Genomic DNA, 13,483 nt, shown 5'->3' with positions numbered 1-13,483 from the left:
TCCTGACACCGGGCCAGTACGGCGACAGCCCGCAGTTCCGGCGAGTGCTGGCCACCATCCGCATACCCCGGCTGGGGCCGGGACGCCCACGCACCTGGCCTGACAGCCTGGCCGCGGACAAGGCGTACTCTTCCCGCGCCAACCGCTCCTACCTGCGTCGCCGCAAGATCCGGCACACCATCCCCGAGCCACGCGATCAACGTGCCCATCGCCGACGACGAGGCTCAGCCGGAGGACGGCCCACCGGTTTCGACGCCGAACGCTACAAAGCGCGCAACGTCGTCGAACGGGCGATCAACCGGCTGAAGAACTTCCGGGCCGTGGCCACCCGCTACGACAAACGCGCCTACATCTTCCTCGGCACCGTCACCCTGGCCGCCCTGGTCATCTGGCTCCGAACCTGATCCAAGAAACAGCTCCTAGTGCCCCGGTAGCGGTCGACACCACGGTCCCAGTCGAAATGACCATGATGGCGACCAGTGAGGCCAGCACCCTGAATAACTTCGATCTACGGCCGAGTGCTTTCATGGGCCCTCCGCAGCCTATGTAGGTGAGGGGATCGTCCACATCATCAGCGAGGCTGGGCTATTTGGCCAGAAGTTCTTTGCCCGCGTTTCATCACGGTGCTGGACAAGATCCGGGTGGCCCGGTGTGCCAGGGGTCGTCGTGCGCCCAGATCCGCAGCAGGCCGCAGCGGCCGGGCCCAGTGGCCCCCGGTGCATGGGCGACCTCCTGGCCGGCACGGCAGGTGCCTGGCCTGTGGTGCTTGCGGGCGTCGGGGGAGTCCTGCTCTCCCATCGCCCGGCGGCGCGGGCCGTCCGTACGCTCACCCGGCGCCCCGAATGTCCCCATCCCCTGGGTCCGGGGGTGCTCGAACGATTCAGCCGTTCATAAGAGAGTTACGCGTCACCTGAGCGCTTCAGTTCGGGCCGGGTTTCGTGCGCCGGGAGCTTGCTCGCGAAAGTGCTGAGCTGCCACTCGTAGGTTCCGGGCGCCCCCGCCTCCCGCATGCCGATCTCGCGCTTGACCACGCGATAGAACTCTCCGCGCGCCCGGCTCGTCGCCTGGACGGCGAGATCCCAGGTGAGGTCCGCCTCCTGCCCGTCGGCGATCAATTCCAGCCGGAAAACAGCTTCGTGCCACTTTCTTCCGGCGACGATGGCCTCGTCGCTCCCGAACAGAAGCACGGCCTCCCAGCTTATGGTTCGTTCTTCCTCCGCCGCCGCCAGGTCCGACTTCGAGTATTCCGGGGCGAGAAAGTTCAGTTCCGCGCCCACGCCTCGCTGAGAGGCCAGTTTCATGCAGATGGAAATGGTCTTCTTGACGGCGTGCGCGTACTCCATGTACGCGATCACGCGCCGCTCGTCCCATCGCGTGGCGAGCTGTCGTTTCCACCTCGTGCGTTCGGTGAGTGCGGTGACGCCGTACGTTCCGATCGCGCCCAGCAGAACGCCGATGAGTGCGGGGAGTTGTGCCAGGACGTTCTGCAACTCGCACGACCTTTCTCGGCGGGCGGTTCACGCGCCGGGAAGATCAATATACTGCCGGGCGCCGGCCCGGGGGAGAGGTCCTGTTCGCCGGGGCGCCCGGTGCCCCGGGAAGGAGAGCGTCTAGGCTCAGTCCCGGCATCTAGGGGGGAGCCTGATGAAGGTTGTCATACCCGGCGGCACCGGGCAGGTGGGTGCGATCCTCAGGCGGGCGCTGACCGGCGCGGGCCACGACGTCGTGGTCCTGACCCGGCGGCCGGCGCGCGAGGGCGAGGTTCACTGGGACGGCGAGACGCCGGGGCCGTGGACGGCCGAGATCGACGGCAGCGACCTCGTGGTCAACCTGGCCGGCCGGAGCGTCAACTGCCGCTACACGCCCGAAACGCTGAGCGCCATGATGCGGTCGCGGGTGCGCTCCACCCGGGTGGTGGGCGAGGCGATCGCCGCCGCCGCGCGGCCGCCCCGGGTGTGGCTGCAGATGAGCACCGCCACCGTCTACGCCCACCGCTTCGACGCGGCCAACGACGAGGCGACCGGCGTGATCGGCGGCGGCGAGCCCGGCGTCCCGCGCTACTGGGCCTACAGCGTGGAGATCGCCAAGGCGTGGGAGCGGGAGCAGGAGCGGGCCGGCACGCCGGGCACCCGCAAGGTCGCCCTGCGCACCGCCATGGTGATGAGCCCCGACCGCGGCGGCGTGTTCGACGTCCTGCTGCGGATGGCGCGGCTCGGCCTCGGCGGAGCGATCGCGGGAGGCGCCCAGTACGTGTCGTGGATCCACGAGCGCGACTTCGCCCGCGCCGTCGAGTTCCTGGCCGGGCGCGACGACCTGACCGGGCCGGTGAACCTCGCCGCCCCCGACCCGCAGCCGCAGCGCGCGTTCATGCGGGAGCTGCGCCGGGCGAAGGGCGTCCCGGTGGGGCTGCCCGCGACGCGGTGGATGGCCGAGCTCGGCGCGCTCGCGATGCGTTCGGACACCGAGCTGCTGCTGAAGAGCCGCCGGGTCGTCCCGGGGCGGCTGCTCGACGCCGGTTTCACGTTCGACTTCGGCCAGTGGCCGCAGGCCGCCCGCGACCTCGTCCGCCGCTCACGCACCGGCGCCCGCTAACCCCTTTTTGCCGGCGGTCGCTTGAAATCTCCAATCACCGGACGCTTACTGGAAGTAAGAGGCCCGTGCATATCGGGAGCCGCAGGCGAATTGTCGCCGGGAAATCGCGGCGTTGTGCGCCGGTATTCGGCTCCCCGGAGAGGATCGTGGTATCCGTGACCGGCCTTCGCATTCCTGATGTCCGTCGGTCGGCGGTCGTCTGTTCGGTGGTTGCCGCGCTGCTTCCCGCCGCGCCGTCGGCCCACGGGGACATGGCCGCCTGCGACCCCGCGCTCGTCGCGGGAGCCGGGAGCCTCGTGGGGGACTACTGGCGCTCGAAAGGAGAGGAGACCAGCGTCTATGGTTGCCCGGTGACCCAGGAAACGGGTTTCCCGGACAAGCGCGGATCGGTGCAGAGATTCCGCAACGGGCAGATCGCGTGGTCGCCCAACATGGGGGAGCAGAATCTGCTCCGCGTTTACCGCAAGAGCGGGAAGATAAATCTCCGGTGGGGGCCGACGTCGCGCGACTGGGACTTCTTCCACGTGCGATGGAACATCGACGCACAGCCCGACCCGGCCCGTGACGTGCAGCGGCGCGTCGCACGGGAAACGCCGTGGACCGGCTCGTACGCCTTCAATCCCCATCCCGGCGTCTCTCATCAGGGGGACAAGTACGAGGTGTACAACTTCTCGTTCCAGGGATGTGACCGGGGGACCTTCGGCTCCACCTGCGGCCCGTGGAGCAATGTCAACATCCACATCCTGTGGCGCAGCTGAGACGCGTCATTCGCGGACGCGGCCGCGGGGGCGGAGCCGGGTGCCGGGCAGGGCGGGGGCGGGCAGCGGCGGGCCGTCGAAGCCCTCGACGACGCCGAACCCGTCGCCCGACGCCCACTCCTCGCGGAAGGCCACGATCTCGTCGTGGTCGCGGCCGACGAAGTTCCACCACATGACGATCTCCTCGCCGAACGGCTCCCCGCCGATCAGCAGCACCCGCCCGCGCCCGCTCAGCCGTACGCGGTCACGTCCCGGCGGCAGGTAGCGCAGCGAGCCCGCGCGCAGCGGCTCGACCTCGCCGTCGAGCAGCAGCAGCCCGTGCTCGAACGCCGGATCCAGCGGCAGCTCGGCCGTCCCGTCGACCGCCGCCTGCGCGCCCACGAGCGGGCTGAAGACCGTGGCGGGGGAGACGGCCCCGCCCAGCGCCCCCATGAACACGGTCGCCGAGAATCCGTCGCCCGTCAGCTCCGGCAGCGCGGCGTGGTGCTCGAAGGCCGGGGCCGTGCGCCGGTCGGTCCCGGGCAGCGCCACCCAGAGCTGCACCCCGTGCAGCGTCTCGTGCGGCGACTCCTCCGAGTGCGAGATGCCGCGCCCGGCCGTCATCAGGTTGAGCTGCCCGGGCCGTACCTCGCGCAGGCTGCCGAGGCTGTCGCGGTGCAGCACCCGGCCCGCCAGCAGCCAGCTCACCGTCTGCAGGCCGGTGTGCGGGTGCGGCGGCACCCGCATCCGCGTCACCTCGGGCCCGTAGGCGTCGGCGAAGCACCAGGCGCCGATGAGCCGCCGCCGCACGCCGGGCAGCGTGCGGCTCACCGCCATCGCCCGCGGCCCGCCCAGCGGCACGGACCGCCCCTCCAGCAGCTCCTCGCCCCCGCCGTCGGCGGCGCAGCGGATCTCGCGCGGGTCCGTCTCAAGGTTGCTCACCCTGAGACTGTACGGCTGCGAACTGTACGGCTGCTCAGCCGAGCGTCTCCCACCACCCGTCGACGGCCGGGGCGGCGGCGGTGTCGACGGCCTCGCCGGGACGGGGCACCACGATCCGCACGTCACGCGCCTTGGCCTCGCGCCACAGCCGGTCCACCGGCTCCGACCAGGGGTGCAGCGCCAGCGTGAACGTCGCCCAGTGCACCGGCAGCAACAGCCGCCCGCCCAGGTCGAGGTGGGCGTTGACCGCCTCCTCCGGGTTCATGTGCACGTCGGGCCAGGCCGGGCTGTAGGCGCCGATCGGCATGAGCGTCAGGTCGAACGGCCCGTGCGCCGCCCCGATGCCCTTGTAGCCCTCGAAGTAGCCGGAGTCGCCCGCGTAGAAGACCCGCTTGGCGGCCCCGGCCACGACCCAGGAGCCCCACAGCGTGTCGTTGCGGGAGAACGTCCGGCCGGAGAAGTGGCGGGCCGCCGTCGCGACGAACCGCAGCCCGCCGACCACGGCCTCCTCGTCCCAGTCGAGCTCGACGATCCGGTACGCGGGCACGCCCCAGCGCTCCAGGTGGGCGCCGATGCCGAGCGGCACCAGGAACGGCGCCTTCTGCGTGCGGATCAGCGTGCGCACGGTCGCCAGGTCGAGGTGGTCGTAGTGGTCGTGGGAGATGACCACGGCGTCGACCTGGGGCAACGCGCCGAGCCCCACGGGCGGCTCGTGGTGGCGCTTGGGGCCGACGAGCCGCGTCGGCGACGGCCGCCTGCTCCACACCGGGTCGAACAGCACCCGCCGCCCCTCGATCTCGACCAGCGTGGACGCGTGGCCGTACCAGACGGCCCGGACGCCGTCGGCGGGCGGCGCGTCGGCGGGCGGGATGCGCACCGGGATCCGGCCGGGCGGCCGGCGCAGCTCCTTGTCCTTGGCCAGCTCGCCGAGCAGCCCCACCGGCGGCGTGGTGATCATCGCGGTGCCCTCGGGCATGGTGTTGACGAACGCGCCGTCCCTGAACTGCGGTGAGCGCCGGATCCGCGCCGCCCGTTCCGGGCCGGACGTCAGCGGGCGCACGCCCAGCTCGGCGGGCACGTCCCGGAGCGCCCATCCCGCGGCGGCGAGCGCCGCGCCCCCCACCAGGATGCGTCGTGCCGTCCGAAAACCTGCCATCGCTCACTCTCCCCTGAATTCCGGTACACCAGCTCAACTGATCGCGGGGCCGCCGGTGTTCCCGGGGACGGACGCCGTTTCGCGGCGTCAGACGGTCTTCGTCGCGCCGCCGTCGACGACGTAGTCGGCGCCGCTGACGCTCGCGGCGAGCGGCGAGGCCAGGTACGCCACCAGCGAGGCGACCTCGTCGGGCGTGACGAACCTGCCGGTCGTCATGCCCATCGTGCCGGGCAGCCCGGCCAGCAGCTGCTCGTGCGGCAGGCCGAACGCGCCCGCCAGCGCCGCGCCGTAGCCGTCGGGCGCCTCCCACATGGCGGTCAGCACCGGGCCGGGGGAGACGGTGTTGACCCGCACCCCCTGCGGCCCGAACTCCTCGGCCAGCGCCTTGCTCCAGGCGGTGAGCGCGGCCTTGGCGGTCGTGTAGGGGACCGGGCCGGCGTGCGGCATGCGGGCGCCGTTGGAGGAGACGTTCACGACGGCGCCGCTCCCGCGCAGCAGGCTGGGCAGCGCGGCCCGGGTGGCGCGCACGGCACTGAGGAAGTTGAGGTCGTGGGTGAGCCGCCACTGCTCCTCGGTGAAGCCGAGGAAGCCGCCGGTCTGGCCGTCGCCGCCGTCGCCGCCGCCCACGTTGTTGACCAGCAGGTCGATCTCGCCCAGCTCGGCCAGTGCCCGCTCGACCAGCTCGCCGGGCCCGGCGGGGGTGGACAGGTCCACGCTGACGCCGGTCGCGCCGGTGGCGATCAGCTCGGGCGTGATCGTCCTGGCTCCGGCCACGACGCGCATGCCCTCCTCGCGCAGCGTGCGGACGATGGCCAGCCCGATGCCCCGGCCGGCTCCGGTGACGACGGCGGTCTTCCCGGTGAGTCGCAGGTCCATGATGTAGCCCTTCGTCAGTTGCGACAAGCTCGATGCGTAGACCATAGAACCTGCAACACTGATGATGCAACTCTGCGGCAAAGCGGTACGGTGCTGTATCCTCGTGACGTGTGAGCCAGGGAACCCGGGCCCGCCGGTCAGACGCCGAGCGGACCGTACGCACGATCCTGGAGGCCGCCGAGCGCGTCCTCAGCCGCAACCCGTCGGCCAGCATGGAGCAGATCGCCGAGGCGGCCGGCGTCGCCCGCACCACCGTGCACCGGCGCTTCGCCTCCCGCGAGGCGCTGGTCGAGGCCATGACCGAGTGGGCCACCCGGCGCTTCGCCGAGGCCGTCGCCGCGGCCGGCCCGCAGACCACGCCGCCCCTGGTCGCCCTCTACCAGGCCACCGCCAACGTGCTCCGGGTGAAGATCGACTGGGGCTTCGCCATGAGCCGCGCCGCCACGGCCGGGCCCGAGGTCGCCCGCGTCCACGCCGAGGTGGAGGAGAGCTGCGCCGAGCTGTTCCGCCGGGCGCAGGCGGCCGGGGTGCTGCGCGGCGACGTGGACCTCGACTGGGCCAGGCGCGTCTACTACGCGCTCATCCACGAGGCCGCGCAGAGCCCCGGCGAGCCCGACGCCCTGGCCACCCGCCTGGTCGACACCCTGCTCAGGGGCGTCGGCGCGGAGCGGCTCAGCGACGCGGGCTGATCACCGCCGGGCGTTCAGCCGATCACCCGCACGCCCGTCTTCGACCACAGCGCCCGCGAGGCCGCCTCCGGGTCGGCCACGTCCGACGGCTTCACGTCGAACAGGTGGGTGACCGCCGTCGCCGGGTCGTAGGCGGGCCAGCCCGGGTCGCCGGTGGCCGCGAACCGGGTCCAGGCCGTGCGGAACTGCTCCGACATCGCCTCCAGGTCCGGCGAGCCGCCCGCCTGCATGAGCGCCAGCTCGCCCCGCGTCGTGCCGAACACCAGCGGCACGTCCAGCCCGTGACACGCGCCGAGCACCGGGGTGGGCGCCCAGGTCAGCTCGTAGGCGTACGTGGTCCCGTGATGGGCGTCGGCCAGCAGCGCGCTCGGCATCCTGAACAGCCAGTCCGACATCAGCCGCACGTACAGGTCGCCGTCCGAGGCTCCCGGCAGCGCCGCCCGGTAGGCGGCGTCCGCACCGTCGGGGGCCAGCGCCTCCAGCGCCGCCGCCAGGTTAGGCGGCCCGCTCGCCATCGCGTGGAAGACGGTGAACTCGTCGCGGTTGTACCCGACGATCAGCTCCACGTCCGCGCCCGCCCCGGCCGCCAGCGCGTTCCACGGCGTGTCCGGCAGCACCTCGCCGTCGACCACCGGCGCCACCGGCATCCCCATGTGCGTCAGCAGCCCCCACCGATCGCTCGCACCCGGCAGCTCCTCCCGGGCGAACGCCGCCGACGCCGCCACCAGCCCTTCCGGCGTCGTCTCGTACGGGGACCCGCCGCCCAGCCGGGCCATCACCGCGCCGGTCACCCGCGAGGCCAGCTCGGAGGTCAGGAACGGCCCCGGCACGCTCTGCGCGATCGCCCGCCGGAACAGCCCGGCCGCCGACGGCATCACCATGAGCGCCGCCACCGAGCCCGCCCCCGCCGACTCGCCGAAGACCGTGACGTTGTCCGGATCGCCGCCGAACGCCGCCACGTTCTCCCGCACCCAGCGCAGCGCCGCCACCTGGTCCAGCAGCCCCCGGTTGGCCGGAGCGCCCTCGATCTGGGCGAATCCCTCCATGCCGACCCGGTAGTTCAGCGTCACCACGACCACCCCGTGCCGGGCCAGCCGCGCGCCGTCGTACTCGGGCCAGTCGGCCGACCCCATCCAGTACGCGCCTCCGTACAGCCACACCATGACCGGCAGCCCGGAGCCGCCGGGATCGGGCGTCCACACGTTCACCGTGAGGATGTCCAGCCCGGCGGCCGGATCCCACGGCTCCTGGCCGGGCATGATCGCCGGCTGCGGCGGGCGTGGCCCGAACGCGGTCGCCTCCAGCGTGCCCTCCCACGGGTCCGCAGGCTCCGGCGCGGCGAACCGGAGCGGCCCGAACGGGATCTTCGCGTACGGGATGCCCTTGAAGACGGCGACACCGTCGTCCTCCAGGCCGCTGACCTTCCCTGTGGTGATCGTCGGCATGACGTGAGCCCTTCTCGTCGTCGTGTTGCGATCACCAGTCTTCTCCGCTATGGGGTCGGTCTACCTTTCGGGGTGCGGCCACGGGTTCGGGCGGCAGCGGCCCAGCGACTTCGTCTGTTGCGCCATCACCGGGGCGAGCCGGCCGGGGCCTGGGCACGGCCGGTGGCGGTGGCCCAGCGCGTGACCGACCTCGTGGCTGATCAGATAGCGGCGGTAGGCGGCCAGGTCGCCGCCGTACTGGGGGACGCCCCGCGCCCAGCGCAGCGCGTTGATGACCGAGCGGGTGCCGTTCCAGCAGGACAGGTGGCCGCCGGTGCGCAGCGGGCGGCACCTGCGGTCGGTCGTCGCCGGGCTCGACAGCGCCACCCGCACCCGCACCGGCGGGCGGGACACGCGCCGGAACCGCGTCCAGCCGCGCGGGTCGTTCAGCGTGCGGTGCACCTGCGCCGCGAAGGCCCGGCCGTCGAACGGCAGCCCGCGCTCCACCTCCACCAGGTAGCGCACCGCCCGGCCCGGCCCGCGCCGGGCCGCCGCGCTCCCGCCGACGACCTCGTAGTGCCCGGACGCCGCCCTCGGCACCACGACCTCGCGTGCCTCCCCGGCTTTTCGGGCCTCCGCGCTCTCGGGGCCGGGCGCCGTCGCGGCCACGCCCGGCACCGGCGGGCCCGTGGGCGTGACCGCCTCGCCGCAGCCCGCCGTCAGCAGCACCAGGGCCAGGACCAGGAACGGGCGCATCGCCGCCTCCCCCTACTCGCGCACGGTGGGGGAACGACGATCATACGCCCGGCTCTCACACCGGCGGGCCGTACGGGGTGAGGTCGATCGGCGGCTCCTCGCCCAGCGCCAGCGCGGCGGCGATCCGGCCCGCGAACGGCCCCGCCGTCAGCCCGTACGCGCTCAGGCCCGTCGCCACCACCACCCGGTCGGTGAGCCGCCCGATGAGCGGCCGGCCGGGCGCGTACACCGGCCGCAGCCCCACCCTCGCCTCCGTCACCGTCGCCCCGAACAGGCCCGGCGCGATCCGCAGCCCCGCCTGCAGCACCTCGTCCAGCCCGCCCATCGTCACGCGCGGCGCGAACCCCACGTCCTCCACCGTCGCCCCCACCACCAGCCGCGACCCCGGGAAGCCCAGCAGGTACGGCCCGCTGCGCGGCAGCACGATCGGCCACCATGCGGTGTCGACGCCGTCGAGCGTGGCGTGCACGATCTGGCCCCGCCTCGGGAACACGGGCAGCTCCACGCCGAGCGGCCGGCACGCCTCCCCGGCCCACGCCCCGGCGGCCACGATCACCGCGTCCGCCTCCAGAGCCTCCCCGGCCTCGCCGCCGGGCCCGCCCTCGACCTCGCGCCCCACCCCGAAGGCGGGCCCGGCGGACGGCGCTCCTTCGGCAGGCGCTCTCTCGCCCGGCGACCCCGTCCCGGGCGCGCCGGAAGGGGCGCCGGGGACGGGGTCGCCCTGGCGCCAGGTGCCCGCGGGGGGCGGGGGAGCGGCGTGGCGGGCGTGGACGCGGGCGCGGGCGTCGGCGGCGCGGGTCTCGCGGACTAGGACCTGCCCCGACGGGGTGAGCACCGCCGTGCCGGGACGCACCTCGGCCCCCCGGGCGACGGCGGCGTGCAGGAGCGCGTCGCGGACGGCCCGGCCGTCGACCCGGGCGGCGCCCGCGACGTGCAGCGCCACCAGGTCCTCGGCCAGCGGCGGGAACAGCGCCGACGGCGCCGGCACGTCGGTGACCTCGCCCATCTCCGGCGCCTCGGCCCGCCGCCGCTCCAGCAGGGCGCGCACCGGCTCCAGGTCGGCGGGCTCCTCGGCGACGAGCAGCGCGCCCACGCGGGCGTAGCCGAAGTCCTCGCCCAGCTCCTCCACGAGCCCCGGGTAGTGGCGGGCGCCCTCGCGCGTGAGTCGGTACCAGTCCTCGTCGTCCCAGTGGTCCACCCACGGGCAGACGATGCCCGCCCCCGCCTGCGTGGCCTCGCCCGGGTAGGCGCCGTCGACCACGGTCACGGACACGCCGCGCCCGCTCAGGTGGTGGGCGGCGGCCGCGCCGACGATGCCGCTCCCGATCACTGCAACACGCATGCTCCAATGATCGCAGCCGGGATAACGTCGGAGAATGACAGTCGTACTCATCGGCACCCTGGACACCAAGGGGCACGAATACGGATGGCTGCGTGACAGGCTGATCGAGCTCGGCCGCGACGTCGTCGTGATCGACGCGGGCACCGGCGAGCCGGGCGTGTCGTACCCGGTCGACGTCCCCAACGACCGGGTGGCGGCCGCGGGCGGCGCGGACCTGGCGGCGTTGCGCGCGGCGGGCGACCGGGGAGCCGCCGTCACGGCCATGGGGGAGGGCGCGGCGGCGGTCCTGGCGGACCTGCACGCGCGGGGCCGGGTGGCCGCGGTGCTGGCGGTGGGCGGCAGCGGCGGCTCGTCGATCGCCGCGCGGGCGGTCCGGGACCTGCCGATCGGGCTGCCCAAGATCATCGTGTCCACGATGGCGTCCGGCGACGTGTCCCCGTACGTCGGGGCCAAGGACGTCACGATCATGTACAGCGTGGTGGACGTGGCGGGCGTCAACCGGGTCTCGCGGGCGATCCTCGGCAACGCGGCGGCGGCGGCCTCCGGGATGGCGCTCGCCTACCGCGAGCAGCGGCCGGAGGCGTCCGACCGGCCGCTGGTCGGGGCGACGATGTTCGGCGTGACCACGCCGGCCGTCGACGCCGCCCGCGACCGGCTGGAGGAGCTCGGCTACGAGGTGCTCGTCTTCCACGCCACCGGCGCGGGCGGCCGGGCGATGGAGGGGCTGGCGGCCAGCGGGATGCTCGCCGGGGTGCTCGACCTGACCACCACCGAGCTGGCCGACGACCTGGTCGGCGGGGTGCTGTCGGCGGGCCCCGACCGGCTCACGGCCGCCGCCCGGCACGGCGTCCCGCAGGTGGTGGCGCCGGGCGCGCTCGACATGGTCAACTTCGGGCCGCGCGACAGCGTGCCCGCCCGGTTCGAGGGCCGCACCCTGTACGTGCACAACCCGGCCGTCACGCTCATGCGCACCACCCGCGAGGAGATGGCCGAGCTCGGCCGCCGCGTCGCCGCCAAGCTGGCCGGGGCCAGGGCTCCGGCCGTCGTGTTCGTCCCGGCCCGGGGAGTGTCGGCGCTCGACGCCGAGGGCATGCCCTTCCACGACCCGGAGGCGGACGAGGCGTGCTTCGACGCCCTGGCCGCCCACCCCGACACGGTGCGGCTCGACCTGCACATCAACGATCCGGAGTTCGGCCGGGCCATGGCCGGCCGGCTCCACGAACTGATCGGAGGACACCGGTGAACCGGACCACGGCACTCGAACGGCTGCGCCGCGGCGTCGCGGACGGCAGGCCGGTCATCGGCGCGGGCGCGGGCACCGGCCTGTCGGCCAAGTGCGCCGAGGCGGGCGGCGCCGACCTGATCATCATCTACAACTCGGGCCGCTACCGCATGGCCGGGCGCGGCTCGCTGGCCGGGCTGCTCCCGTACGGGGACGCCAACCAGATCGTCGTCGAGATGGCGGCCGAGGTGCTGCCGGTGGTGCGCGACACGCCCGTGCTCGCCGGCGTGTGCGGGACCGACCCGTTCCGCGTCATGCCGGTCTTCCTCGACCAGCTCAAGGCGATGGGCTTCGCCGGGGTGCAGAACTTCCCGACCGTCGGCCTGTACGACGGGGTGTTCCGCCAGAACCTGGAGGAGACCGGCATGGGCTTCGACCTGGAGATCGAGATGGTCCGGCTGGCCCACGAGCGCGACCTGCTGACCGCGCCGTACGTGTTCGACGAGGACCAGGCGCGGGCGATGGCCGAGGCGGGCGCCGACGTGCTGGTGCCGCACGTGGGCCTGACCACCAAGGGCAGCATCGGCGCGGGCACCGCGCTCACGCTCGACGAGGCCGTCGCCCGGGTGCAGGCCATGCGCGACGCGGCCGCCGCCGTCCGCCCCGACGTGCTCGTGCTGTGCCACGGCGGGCCCATCGCCGAGCCCGCCGACGCCCAGTACGTGCTGTCGCGGACGAAGGGCGTGGCGGGCTTCTTCGGCGCCTCCTCCGTCGAGCGTCTCCCCACCGAGCGGGCCATCACCGAGCAGGTGACCGCGTTCAAGAACCTGGAGCTGTAGATGCTGATCAAGCCGGACACGGTGCCGACGATGACGTTCGGCTGGGGCGCCATCAAGTGGTTCGTCACCCCGTCGCTGGTCCCCGGCGCGGCCAGCACGCTCGGCGAGGTCGTCGTCAACCCGGGCGAGGGCCACGCCCGCCACAACCATCCCGACGCCGAGGAGGTCATCTACGTGATCTCCGGGGAGGCGGAGCAGATGGTCGACGACGGCGACCCGTTCCCGATCCGCGAGGGCGACACGGTGCACATCCCGATGGGGGTGTTCCACTCGACGTACAACACCACGTGGCGCCCGCTGCGCCTGATCGTCACCTACACGCCGGGCGGCGAGGAGAAGGCGCTGGAGGGCGCCCCTGACCATCACCTGCACGCGCCGGGGCAGCAGCCGCACTGGCTGCACCCCTGACCCGGGGGCCGCCGCCGCGCGTCAGCGGCCGGCGGCCCAGCCGTAGGTCTTCATCAGCCGGGCCGCCACCCGGGCGAACCGGTCGGCGTCGAGCACCGCGCCCTCGCGCCGGATGTCGTCCTCGTCCAGCGCGAACACCCGGTCCAGCCGCAGGTGGGAGACCTTCCCGTCGCGGCCCCACGCGCCGATCTCCACCCAGTCGGGGCCGTCGCCGCCCCGGCTCGACAGCATCATCGCCAGCAGCCTGCGCCCGCTGCGGCCGACCACGAGCAGCGGCCGGTCCTTGCCGCGCGACGGGTCCTCCTCGTACGGCACCCACGCCCAGACGATCTCCCCGGGGTCGGCGAGACCGTCGAGGTCGGGGGAGTAGTGCAGCGTGGCCGCGCCGCTCATGGAGTGGATCTCGCGCACCGCGCCCCGGACGGGCCTGGGGTCCTCACCTGGATCACGCACGGGCGGATCCTACTCCGGAACGCGACCCAAGCGGAGTAGTTGTCATG

At 73.6% G+C, this 13,483-nt stretch carries 15 protein-coding genes; 7 read left to right on the top strand and 8 right to left on the bottom strand.

Annotated features, from left to right (window positions below):
* A partial coding sequence (locus AB0J53_RS31615) for a transposase (RefSeq protein WP_364179222.1) occupies nucleotides 1-404 on the top strand: 404 nt, incomplete at its 5' end.
* Nucleotides 405-899: 495 nt separating this feature from the next.
* Here the strand turns inward: AB0J53_RS31615 and AB0J53_RS31610 are convergent.
* Nucleotides 900-1,490, bottom strand: a complete 591-nt coding sequence (locus AB0J53_RS31610; RefSeq protein WP_364179220.1) for a hypothetical protein — start codon at nucleotides 1,488-1,490, stop codon at nucleotides 900-902.
* 154 nt (nucleotides 1,491-1,644) lie between these two features.
* On the opposite strand from AB0J53_RS31610, the gene AB0J53_RS31605 reads away from it, so the two are divergent.
* Nucleotides 1,645-2,592: a DUF1731 domain-containing protein gene (locus AB0J53_RS31605; protein ID WP_364179218.1), complete on the top strand. Its 948-nt coding sequence runs from the start codon at nucleotides 1,645-1,647 to the stop codon at nucleotides 2,590-2,592.
* Nucleotides 2,593-2,747: 155 nt separating this feature from the next.
* Entirely contained in the window at nucleotides 2,748-3,350 is a 603-nt protein-coding gene (locus AB0J53_RS31600) for a hypothetical protein (RefSeq protein WP_364179216.1), read from the top strand.
* A 6-nt stretch (nucleotides 3,351-3,356) separates the two neighbouring features.
* Here AB0J53_RS31600 and AB0J53_RS31595 read toward each other — a convergent pair whose 3' ends face one another.
* The 3 genes from AB0J53_RS31595 to AB0J53_RS31585 all read right to left on the bottom strand — a co-directional run bounded on the left by AB0J53_RS31595 (nucleotide 3,357) and on the right by AB0J53_RS31585 (nucleotide 6,330).
* On the bottom strand, nucleotides 3,357-4,271 hold the full coding sequence (locus AB0J53_RS31595) for a pirin family protein (RefSeq protein ID WP_364179214.1): 915 nt from the start codon (nucleotides 4,269-4,271) through the stop codon (nucleotides 3,357-3,359).
* A 34-nt stretch (nucleotides 4,272-4,305) separates the two neighbouring features.
* On the bottom strand, nucleotides 4,306-5,427 hold the full coding sequence (locus tag AB0J53_RS31590; RefSeq protein ID WP_364179212.1) for an MBL fold metallo-hydrolase: 1,122 nt from the start codon (nucleotides 5,425-5,427) through the stop codon (nucleotides 4,306-4,308).
* An 87-nt stretch (nucleotides 5,428-5,514) separates the two neighbouring features.
* A complete protein-coding gene (locus AB0J53_RS31585; protein ID WP_364179210.1) occupies nucleotides 5,515-6,330 on the bottom strand; it encodes an SDR family oxidoreductase in 816 nt (271 codons plus the stop codon).
* An 83-nt stretch (nucleotides 6,331-6,413) separates the two neighbouring features.
* Here AB0J53_RS31585 and AB0J53_RS31580 point away from each other — a divergent pair, with 83 nt between their 5' ends.
* Nucleotides 6,414-6,992 (top strand): helix-turn-helix domain-containing protein, encoded by a 579-nt coding sequence (locus AB0J53_RS31580; RefSeq protein ID WP_364179208.1) that lies wholly within the window; start codon nucleotides 6,414-6,416, stop codon nucleotides 6,990-6,992.
* A 14-nt stretch (nucleotides 6,993-7,006) separates the two neighbouring features.
* On the opposite strand, the gene AB0J53_RS31575 is transcribed toward AB0J53_RS31580, so the two are convergent.
* From AB0J53_RS31575 to AB0J53_RS31565, 3 genes are read right to left on the bottom strand one after another with little or no spacing between them, the layout of a single operon-like run.
* Nucleotides 7,007-8,437, bottom strand: a complete 1,431-nt coding sequence (locus tag AB0J53_RS31575) for a carboxylesterase family protein (RefSeq protein ID WP_364179206.1) — start codon at nucleotides 8,435-8,437, stop codon at nucleotides 7,007-7,009.
* A gap of 60 nt (nucleotides 8,438-8,497) precedes the next feature.
* Entirely contained in the window at nucleotides 8,498-9,172 is a 675-nt protein-coding gene (locus AB0J53_RS31570; RefSeq protein ID WP_364179204.1) for a DUF3152 domain-containing protein, read from the bottom strand.
* A gap of 55 nt (nucleotides 9,173-9,227) precedes the next feature.
* On the bottom strand, nucleotides 9,228-10,514 hold the full coding sequence (locus AB0J53_RS31565) for an FAD-dependent oxidoreductase (RefSeq protein WP_364179202.1): 1,287 nt from the start codon (nucleotides 10,512-10,514) through the stop codon (nucleotides 9,228-9,230).
* A gap of 34 nt (nucleotides 10,515-10,548) precedes the next feature.
* On the opposite strand from AB0J53_RS31565, the gene AB0J53_RS31560 reads away from it, so the two are divergent.
* From AB0J53_RS31560 to AB0J53_RS31550, 3 genes are read left to right on the top strand one after another with little or no spacing between them, the layout of a single operon-like run.
* On the top strand, nucleotides 10,549-11,757 hold the full coding sequence (locus AB0J53_RS31560) for a Tm-1-like ATP-binding domain-containing protein (RefSeq protein WP_219509484.1): 1,209 nt from the start codon (nucleotides 10,549-10,551) through the stop codon (nucleotides 11,755-11,757).
* Nucleotides 11,754-12,575: a phosphoenolpyruvate hydrolase family protein gene (locus AB0J53_RS31555; RefSeq protein ID WP_219509483.1), complete on the top strand. Its 822-nt coding sequence runs from the start codon at nucleotides 11,754-11,756 to the stop codon at nucleotides 12,573-12,575. Before AB0J53_RS31560 ends, AB0J53_RS31555 begins: the two co-directional genes overlap by 4 nt.
* Nucleotides 12,576-12,983: a cupin domain-containing protein gene (locus tag AB0J53_RS31550; RefSeq protein ID WP_364179199.1), complete on the top strand. Its 408-nt coding sequence runs from the start codon at nucleotides 12,576-12,578 to the stop codon at nucleotides 12,981-12,983.
* 21 nt (nucleotides 12,984-13,004) lie between these two features.
* On the opposite strand, the gene AB0J53_RS31545 is transcribed toward AB0J53_RS31550, so the two are convergent.
* On the bottom strand, nucleotides 13,005-13,436 hold the full coding sequence (locus AB0J53_RS31545; RefSeq protein ID WP_357588357.1) for a type II toxin-antitoxin system PemK/MazF family toxin: 432 nt from the start codon (nucleotides 13,434-13,436) through the stop codon (nucleotides 13,005-13,007).
* Between the last annotated feature and the right edge of the window lie 47 nt (nucleotides 13,437-13,483).

Origin of the sequence: Nonomuraea sp. NPDC049725 (assembly GCF_040674795.1) — a bacterium.
Taxonomy (GTDB): domain Bacteria; phylum Actinomycetota; class Actinomycetes; order Streptosporangiales; family Streptosporangiaceae; genus Nonomuraea; species Nonomuraea ceibae.
This window is presented reverse-complemented; position numbering and strand designations above follow the sequence as displayed.

Excerpts from the sequence above, each read along its gene's own strand:
- AB0J53_RS31605 (WP_364179218.1), top strand. The coding sequence starts at position 1,645 with ATGAAGGTTGTCATACCCGGCGGCACCGGGCAGGTGGGTGCGATCCTC.
- AB0J53_RS31590 (WP_364179212.1), bottom strand. The coding sequence starts at position 5,427 with ATGGCAGGTTTTCGGACGGCACGACGCATCCTGGTGGGGGGCGCGGCG.
- AB0J53_RS31575 (WP_364179206.1), bottom strand. The coding sequence starts at position 8,437 with ATGCCGACGATCACCACAGGGAAGGTCAGCGGCCTGGAGGACGACGGT.
- AB0J53_RS31570 (WP_364179204.1), bottom strand. The coding sequence starts at position 9,172 with ATGCGCCCGTTCCTGGTCCTGGCCCTGGTGCTGCTGACGGCGGGCTGC.
- AB0J53_RS31565 (WP_364179202.1), bottom strand. The coding sequence starts at position 10,514 with ATGCGTGTTGCAGTGATCGGGAGCGGCATCGTCGGCGCGGCCGCCGCC.
- AB0J53_RS31560 (WP_219509484.1), top strand. The coding sequence starts at position 10,549 with ATGACAGTCGTACTCATCGGCACCCTGGACACCAAGGGGCACGAATAC.
- AB0J53_RS31550 (WP_364179199.1), top strand. The coding sequence starts at position 12,576 with ATGCTGATCAAGCCGGACACGGTGCCGACGATGACGTTCGGCTGGGGC.